This is a genomic window from Bacillus ectoiniformans, assembly GCF_016908875.1.
Taxonomy (GTDB): domain Bacteria; phylum Bacillota; class Bacilli; order Bacillales; family Domibacillaceae; genus Bacillus_BX; species Bacillus_BX ectoiniformans.
Genome location: NZ_JAFBES010000026.1, coordinates 1 through 6,293, shown reverse-complemented (window position 1 = coordinate 6,293; position 6,293 = coordinate 1). Strand labels below are relative to the sequence as shown.

9 protein-coding genes are annotated in these 6,293 nt (G+C 42.1%); all 9 read left to right on the top strand.

Annotation, left to right across the window (positions count from 1 at the left end):
• Positions 1-874: DNA-directed RNA polymerase subunit alpha (locus JOC78_RS17300; protein WP_204558580.1), on the top strand; the 874-nt coding region annotated here is incomplete at its 5' end.
• Positions 875-914: 40 nt separating this feature from the next.
• Complete coding sequence (rplQ, locus tag JOC78_RS17295; RefSeq protein WP_204558579.1) at positions 915-1,307, top strand: 50S ribosomal protein L17; 393 nt, start codon at positions 915-917, stop codon at positions 1,305-1,307.
• Positions 1,308-1,596: 289 nt separating this feature from the next.
• On the top strand, positions 1,597-2,436 hold the full coding sequence (locus tag JOC78_RS17290) for an energy-coupling factor ABC transporter ATP-binding protein (protein WP_204558577.1): 840 nt from the start codon (positions 1,597-1,599) through the stop codon (positions 2,434-2,436).
• On the top strand, positions 2,412-3,281 hold the full coding sequence (locus tag JOC78_RS17285) for an energy-coupling factor ABC transporter ATP-binding protein (RefSeq protein ID WP_204558575.1): 870 nt from the start codon (positions 2,412-2,414) through the stop codon (positions 3,279-3,281). Before JOC78_RS17290 ends, JOC78_RS17285 begins: the two co-directional genes overlap by 25 nt.
• A complete protein-coding gene (locus tag JOC78_RS17280; RefSeq protein ID WP_204558573.1) occupies positions 3,278-4,075 on the top strand; it encodes an energy-coupling factor transporter transmembrane component T family protein in 798 nt (265 codons plus the stop codon). Before JOC78_RS17285 ends, JOC78_RS17280 begins: the two co-directional genes overlap by 4 nt.
• A gap of 14 nt (positions 4,076-4,089) precedes the next feature.
• Positions 4,090-4,833 carry a tRNA pseudouridine(38-40) synthase TruA gene (gene truA / locus JOC78_RS17275; protein ID WP_204558571.1) on the top strand — a complete coding sequence of 248 codons (744 nt, stop codon included), beginning with the start codon at positions 4,090-4,092 and terminating at the stop codon, positions 4,831-4,833.
• Between the two features lie 149 nt (positions 4,834-4,982).
• Positions 4,983-5,420 (top strand): 50S ribosomal protein L13, encoded by a 438-nt coding sequence (gene rplM / locus JOC78_RS17270; RefSeq protein WP_204558569.1) that lies wholly within the window; start codon positions 4,983-4,985, stop codon positions 5,418-5,420.
• A gap of 22 nt (positions 5,421-5,442) precedes the next feature.
• On the top strand, positions 5,443-5,835 hold the full coding sequence (gene rpsI / locus JOC78_RS17265; protein WP_204558567.1) for a 30S ribosomal protein S9: 393 nt from the start codon (positions 5,443-5,445) through the stop codon (positions 5,833-5,835).
• Between the two features lie 156 nt (positions 5,836-5,991).
• A partial coding sequence (locus JOC78_RS17260; protein WP_204558566.1) for a DUF2935 domain-containing protein occupies positions 5,992-6,293 on the top strand: 302 nt, incomplete at its 3' end.

The following is a 6,293-nucleotide window of genomic DNA, read 5'->3' as shown; positions in this document are numbered from 1 at the left end:
CGGACAACCGCTTGAGCGTGGATATGGAACAACATTGCGTAACTCCTTACGTCGTATACTATTATCCTCACTCCCAGGTGCTGCTGTCACTTCTATTCAGATTGACGGGGTATTGCATGAGTTCTCAACAATTGAAGGCGTCGTAGAAGATGTTACATCAATTATCTTAAATATTAAGAAACTAGCGTTGAAGATTTACTCTGATGAAGAGAAAACGCTTGAAATTGATGTGCAAGGAAATGGCGTAATTACAGCTGCAGATATCACGCATGACAGTGATGTAGAAATTCTAAACCCTGAATTGCATATTGCTACTTTAGGAGAGAATGCGCATTTTCGTATGCGTCTGACAGCACAGCGTGGAAGAGGTTATAATCCGGCTGTTCAGAACAAAAAAGAAGATCACCCAATTGGTGTGATTCCAATCGACTCCATCTATACTCCAGTTGCTCGTGTAAACTACCAAGTAGAAAGCACGCGTGTTGGCCAGTTAACAAACTATGATAAATTATCAATGGATGTTTGGACTGATGGAAGCATTGGCCCGAAAGAAGCAGTTTCTTTAGGTGCTAAAATTTTGAATGAACATTTAAACATCTTCGTTGGCTTAACTGATGAAGCTCAAAATGCTGAAATTATGGTAGAGAAAGAGGAAGACCAAAAAGAGAAAGTTCTAGAGATGACTATCGAAGAACTTGATCTATCTGTTCGTTCTTACAATTGTTTGAAACGCGCTGGCATCAACACGGTGCAAGAGCTTGCGAACAAAAGTGAGGAAGATATGATGAAGGTCCGTAATCTTGGCCGTAAATCACTTGAAGAAGTGAAAGCGAAGCTGGATGAGCTAAGTTTAGGTTTAAGAAGAGAAGATTGATCTATACGTATAGATAATTCAACAAAAGGAGGGTATCTTCATGGCTTACAGAAAGCTAGGACGTACAAGCGCTCAACGCAAAGCTATGCTTCGTGATTTAGCAACTGACTTAATCATCAGCGAGCGCATTCAAACAACTGAAGCACGTGCGAAAGAACTTCGCTCAGTTGTAGAAAAAATGATTACACTTGGTAAACGCGGTGACTTGCATGCTCGTCGTCAAGCTGCTTCTTTCTTACGTAACGAAGTAGCAGAGACTGTTGAAGTGGAAACTGAGAACGGCAAAAAAGAAAAGCCTGTATATGCAGTGCAAAAACTTTTCAATGACGTTGCTCCTCGTTACACTGAGCGTCAAGGCGGTTACACACGTATTATGAAAATGGGTCCTCGTCGTGGTGACGGTGCACCAATGGTTATTATTGAACTAGTTTAATTCAATGAAACCACTACAAGGGCAGAACAATTCAGCGTCGGCTGTGTTTTGCCCTTTTTTTATAACTATTGTTTTAATAATTCAGTAAAATAATGATAAGCTTGAGCGTTACGATGAGCACGTGGGTGACTTGTCTAGCTCATGCACCCCCTCCACTCTTATTCGATAAGAGGCCGATAGGCAGAAGCAGGTCTTCTTTGGAACGGGGTGCGGGCTTTTTTTGTATACAAAGGTTTTTTAAGTATCTAGTTGAGTTCAGCAGAGCATAGATCAGCAGAGGAGGATGATCATGAAAGAACCGGTCATATCAATACAAGAGGTCTGCTTTCGTTATCCAGACCAACAAAGATATGCTTTAGAGAATATTTCTTTTGACATCATGAAAGGTGAATGGCTGGCGATCGTCGGTCATAATGGTTCTGGAAAATCAACATTAGCCAAAATGTTAAATGGTCTTCACTACCCTGAAAAAGGCCAGGTTCAAATAGGGGATTACCTTTTAGAAGAAAAGAATGTTTGGGAGATAAGAAAACGGCTGGGTATGGTTTTTCAAAATCCTGATAATCAATTTGTTGGAACCACTGTACAAGATGATGTGGCTTTTGGGTTAGAAAACAATGGAATTCCACACTCCATCATGATTGAAAGAGTGCAGCGTTCCCTTCAAAAGGTAGGCATGCAAGATTTTCTGAATCAAGAGCCGCACCATCTTTCCGGCGGCCAAAAGCAGCGAGTCGCCATTGCCGGAGTGATTGCTCTGCAGCCCGATATTATCTTGCTTGACGAGTCAACGTCTATGCTTGATCCGCGCGGCAGAGAAGAAGTGCTTGAAACTGTACGAGAGTTAAACAAAGAACAAGAATTAACGGTGATTTCAATTACCCATGATTTAGAGGAAGCAGCAAAGGCTGATCGAATTATTGTGCTAAATCAAGGATCTTTATATAAAGAAGGTACACCCGAAGAAATATTTCAATTAGATTCAGAGTTAGTGGAACTTGGCTTAGATGTTCCTTTCTCTGTTAAATTAAGTCAAGGCCTGCGGTCAAAAGGATTACAACTTACACAAAATCATTTAACTGAAGAAGAGCTGGTGAAAGAATTATGGACATCAAACTTCAAGATGTAGAATATCGCTACGCTAGCGGCACTCCTTTTGAACGAGTGGCTATTCAGGATATTAATATCGATATCCCCAGTGGCACATTCTTAGCCATTATCGGACATACCGGTTCTGGTAAGTCGACGGTGCTCCAGCATTTAAATGCGCTATTGCAGCCTACTAAAGGACAAGTTCATATCGGTGACCGATCCGTTACAGCTGGAAAAAAAGAAAAAAATCTAAAGCCGATCCGTAGAAAGGTAGGCATTGTGTTTCAGTTTCCTGAACATCAGCTGTTTGAAGAAACGGTTGAAAAGGATATTTGTTACGGGCCGATGAACTTTGGTATTAGTGAAGAGGAAGCAAAGGAACGAGCTAGACAAGGAATCATACAAGTGGGCTTGCCAGAAGAAGTTCTGGAAAAATCCCCATTTGATTTATCTGGCGGTCAGATGAGGCGAGTGGCTATCGCTGGTGTATTAGCGATGAAACCGGATGTGATTGTTCTAGATGAGCCGACAGCTGGGTTAGATCCTCGAGGGCGTAAAGAGATCATGGACATGTTTGCTTCTCTCCATAAAGAACAGAACCTGTCAACAATCCTTGTTACTCACAGTATGGAGGATGCCGCGCTATACGCGGATGAAATCGTCATCTTGCACAAGGGAAACGTTTCTCAAAAAGGTGTTCCGCGGGAGATCTTTAAGAATCCGGAAGAGTTAATTACACTTGGTTTAGATGTGCCGGATGTGGTTCGGTTTCAGCATAAGTTTGAAGAAACGACAGGAATTAAGCTGTCACGCACCTGCATTTCCATTGATGAACTGGTTCAAGAATTAGCTCAGGTGAAAGATCGGGGGATACGCCTATGATGGACAAACTGATAATAGGGCGATATCTGCCTCTCGAATCAATCATTCACCGGATGGATCCCAGGGCGAAGCTAGTCTTTATCTTTTCATTTGTGGCGATCGTCTTTTTAGCCAATAATATTTGGACATATGGGCTGCTTGCTGTCTTTACGCTTGTTGTCGTTTCATTGGCAAAAATTAATATTCGTTTTTTATTTGCCGGGCTGAGACCGGTTTTATGGCTCATTTTGTTTACGTTTATTCTGCATCTCTTTTTTACTAAAGAGGGAGAGTTATTATTCAGTTTTGGATTTATAGATATTTATAAAGAAGGACTCATTCAAGGAGCTTTTATTTCCTTGCGATTTTTACTGCTCATTTTTATGACATCCTTATTAACCTTGACCACGTCACCGATTTCCATAACTGATGGATTGGAAAGTTTGCTGGGACCATTTAAAAAGTGGAAGCTGCCTGTTCATGAGCTCGCCTTAATGATGTCGATCTCTCTTCGGTTTATCCCGACGCTGATGGATGAGACGGAAAAGATTATGAAGGCACAGATGGCAAGAGGAGCTGACTTCTCTAGCGGACCCATTAAAGAACGAGTGAAAGCGATTGTCCCCCTTTTAATTCCGCTGTTTGTCAGTGCGTTTAAGCGGGCAGATGAACTGGCTGTGGCGATGGAAGCAAGAGGGTATAACGGAGGAGAAGGGCGTACGAAATACCGTCTCCTGCGCTGGACTGGAAAAGATACAGCGGCATTAGTCGTGCTGCTGCTGCTTGCTATAGCGTTATGGTTCTTAAGGAATTAACGGAGTGATGAAAGATGAACCGCATTAAATGTAAGATTGCTTATGATGGCTCAGGGTTTTCCGGTTATCAGGTTCAACCGAATGGCAGAACCGTGCAGGAGGAAATTGAGCGTGTCTTGAAAGCCATGCATAAAGGGGAGAACGTGAAAGTGGTGGCCTCTGGACGAACCGATGCAGGAGTGCATGCTAAGGGTCAAGTTATCCACTTCAATACGTCTCTTAGGCTGCCAGATGACAGGTGGCCTGCGGCTTTAAACAGCCAGTTGCCTGCTGATATATCCGTTCTGTCTGCAGAAAGGTGCGGTGAGTCGTTTCATGCGCGCTATTCTGCAGTGGGGAAAGAGTATAGGTATCGAATCTATCAAGAGACTCACCGGGATCCGCTGCTGCGGCATTACGCGCACCACTTTCCCTATCAGCTGGACATAGAGGCTATGGAACAGGCGGCCGCTCATTTAATAGGCAGGCACGACTTTACTAGCTTTTGTTCCGCACGGACAGAGGTTGAAGATAAAGTAAGAGAGATTAAGAAGATAGAGGTTTTAACGGACGGCACAGAAATAGAATTGCGCTTTGTAGGCAATGGATTTCTTTACAATATGGTTCGTATTATCACGGGCACGCTTCTTGATGTCGGCAGTGGAAAAATTCCGTCTGATGAAATAAAAAATATTTTAAAAGGCAAAAATCGGGCGCTTGCCGGGAAAACGGCTCCAGCAATGGGGTTATATCTTTGGGAAGTTTTCTATAGCAACTAATCCGGGTGTAACATTTTTCTTGACAATGAATGGTTAAAGATATAATATAGCATATGGTATGTTATTTAACCCCACAATAAGCCCCGGAAACTTATTTGTGTGATATAAATACAGAGGACCGAAGACAATTATTTTAGGAGGTAAAACAAATGCGTACGACTTATATGGCAAAAGCTAGCGAAATTGAACGTAAATGGCTCGTTATCGACGCTGAAGGCAAAACTTTAGGCCGCCTTGCAAGTGAAGTAGCTTCTATTTTACGCGGCAAACATAAACCAACATTCACTCCACACGTTGACACTGGTGATCACGTGATCCTAATCAACGCTGAGAAAATTGAATTAACAGGTAAGAAATTAACTGATAAAATTTACTACCGTCACAGCATGTACCCAGGTGGTTTAAAAACTCGTACAGCGCTTGAAATGCGTACGAACTACCCTACAAGAATGCTTGAGCTTGCAATTAAAGGCATGCTTCCAAAAGGTTCTTTAGGACGCCAAATGATCAAGAAATTACACGTTTATGCTGGTTCTGAGCATAATCACCAAGCACAAAAACCGGAAGTTTACGAACTTCGCGGATAATTATTAAGAGGAGGTTATTATCTTGGCACAAGTTCAATATATCGGCACAGGCCGTCGTAAGAGCTCAGTAGCTCGCGTACGTCTAGTACCTGGAGATGGAAACATCGTTATTAACGGACGTGAAGTAGAAGACTATATCCCATTCGAAGCTTTACGTACAGTAATCAAGCAACCTCTAGTTGCTACTGAAACTGTAAGCAGCTATGACGTACACGTAAACGTTAAAGGTGGAGGTTACACAGGACAAGCAGGAGCGATCCGTCACGGTATCTCTCGTGCATTGCTTCAAGCTGATCCTGAGTTCCGTCCAACACTTAAACGTGCGGGTTACTTAACTCGTGACGCACGTATGAAAGAGCGTAAAAAATACGGTCTTAAAGGCGCACGTCGTGCACCTCAGTTCTCAAAACGTTAATTATACGTTTCGAAGGCTCTCAAGCTTATTGCTTGGGGGTCTTTTTTTGTGGTTGAAAAGCGCTTTTGATCACGTCTTTCAAGAAATAATGAATTAGTACAAGGTATCAAAAATATATAAAGAAAGGAGGAAGATACAAAATCAGGGAGGGTTACAATGGCAGACCCAATTGTTGTAAGATCCTTAGATGAAATTAAATTTTGGTCAAGGATTATGAAAGAGCATGCGTTATTTTTAAGTTTGGGATTTACTTATGAGCAGAAGCACTTGATCGATGAAGCGCGGCAATTTATTATGTTGTTTGAAAGAATAGAGGAGAAGGTAACTAGATTTTCGGTAAATTCAGATTTGCGTCAAGTTCAAGCTGTTAATGCTACTCAAAAACGGCCAATTGTTGACGGTATTGTTTGTCCGGGGGTTGACGGATATAATGTCCTTAACAACCCTGAAGAAAGGAA

What these genes read in the sequence shown, in the direction of transcription:
- JOC78_RS17290 (WP_204558577.1), top strand. Translation starts at nt 1,597, where the DNA reads ATGAAAGAACCGGTCATATCAATACAAGAGGTCTGCTTTCGTTATCCA.
- JOC78_RS17285 (WP_204558575.1), top strand. Translation starts at nt 2,412, where the DNA reads ATGGACATCAAACTTCAAGATGTAGAATATCGCTACGCTAGCGGCACT.
- rplM (WP_204558569.1), top strand. Translation starts at nt 4,983, where the DNA reads ATGCGTACGACTTATATGGCAAAAGCTAGCGAAATTGAACGTAAATGG.
- rplQ (WP_204558579.1), top strand. Translation starts at nt 915, where the DNA reads ATGGCTTACAGAAAGCTAGGACGTACAAGCGCTCAACGCAAAGCTATG.
- truA (WP_204558571.1), top strand. Translation starts at nt 4,090, where the DNA reads ATGAACCGCATTAAATGTAAGATTGCTTATGATGGCTCAGGGTTTTCC.
- JOC78_RS17280 (WP_204558573.1), top strand. Translation starts at nt 3,278, where the DNA reads ATGATGGACAAACTGATAATAGGGCGATATCTGCCTCTCGAATCAATC.